1 rRNA gene (cut by a window edge) is annotated in these 1,517 nt (G+C 53.6%); it reads left to right on the forward strand.

Annotated elements, in window-relative coordinates:
• Positions 1-1,517: ribosomal RNA gene (locus tag E2L05_RS19180) — 23S ribosomal RNA — on the forward strand; its annotated part reaches 469 nt to the left of the window's first position; the annotation flags it as partial.

Raw genomic sequence — 1,517 nt, forward strand, 5'->3', positions numbered from 1 at the left:
GATCGGGGGACCACCCTCGAAGGCTAAGTACTCCTTACTGACCGATAGCGAACCAGTACCGTGAGGGAAAGGTGAAAAGCACCCCGACGAGGGGAGTGAAACAGTACCTGAAACCGAACGCCTACAATCAGTCGGAGGCTCCTTGCGAGCTGACGGCGTACCTTTTGTATAATGGGTCATCGACTTGGTCTATCTAGCAAGCTTAAGCCGTTAGGTGTAGGCGCAGCGAAAGCGAGTCTTAATAGGGCGCATGAGTTAGGTGGATCAGACCCGAAACCGAGTGATCTAGGCATGACCAGGATGAAGGTACGGTAACACGTACTGGAGGTCCGAACCCACACCTGTTGAAAAAGGTCGGGATGAGTTGTGCCTAGGGGTGAAAGGCCAATCAAACTCGGAGATAGCTGGTTCTCCGCGAAATCTATTTAGGTAGAGCGTCATCCGAATACCCCGGGGGGTAGAGCACTGGATGGGTAATGGGGCCCCACAGGCTTACTGATCCTAACCAAACTCCGAATACCCGGGAGTACTAGATGGCAGACACACTGCGGGTGCTAACGCCCGTAGTGGAGAGGGAAACAACCCTGACCTCCAGCTAAGGCCCCTAATTCATGGCTAAGTGGGAAAGCAGGTGGGACGACCAAAACAACCAGGAGGTTGGCTTAGAAGCAGCCATCCTTTAAAGATAGCGTAACAGCTCACTGGTCTAAATAAGTTGTCCTGCGGCGAAGATGTAACGGGGCTCAAGCCATGAGCCGAAGCTGAGGATGCCGTAAGGCATGGTAGCGGAGCGTAGTGTGATATAACACTTTATCTGTTTTACCGCCCGTTGTGCAGGCAAGGAGGCAACTCCGCGCTCAAGCAGCGAAGCGGTAGCGCAGATAACAGTGTTTACGTTGAAGCCGGGGCGTGAGCCATCCGGTGGAGTGATCACTAGTGAGAATGATGACATGAGTAGCGACAAACAGGGTGAGAGACCCTGTCGCCGAAAGTCCAAGGGTTCCTGCTTAAAGCTAATCTGAGCAGGGTAAGCCGGCCCCTAAGTCGAGGCAGAAATGCGTAGACGATGGGAACTAGGTTAATATTCCTAGGCCAGGAGGATGTGACGGATCGGAGACGTTGTTCGCCCTTATCGGATTGGGCGGGCCGCTAACCGGTTCCTGGAAATAGCCCTCCATCAGACCGTACCCTAAACCGACACAGGTGGACTGGTAGAGAATACCAAGGCGCTTGAGAGAACCACATTTAAGGAACTCGGCAAAATACCTCCGTAAGTTCGCGAGAAGGAGGCCCGTTCAGAAGGCAACTTTTGGGCGGGGGCACAAACCAGGGGGTGGCGACTGTTTACTAAAAACACAGGGCTCTGCGAAGTCGCAAGACGACGTATAGGGTCTGACGCCTGCCCGGTGCTGGAAGGTTAAAAGGAGGAGTGAGAGCTCCGAATTGAAGCCCCAGTAAACGGCGGCCGTAACTATAACGGTCCTAAGGTAGCGAAATTCCTTGTCGGGTAAGTTCCG

The organism is Meridianimarinicoccus aquatilis, assembly GCF_004358675.1.
In the GTDB taxonomy this organism is placed as follows: domain Bacteria; phylum Pseudomonadota; class Alphaproteobacteria; order Rhodobacterales; family Rhodobacteraceae; genus Meridianimarinicoccus; species Meridianimarinicoccus aquatilis.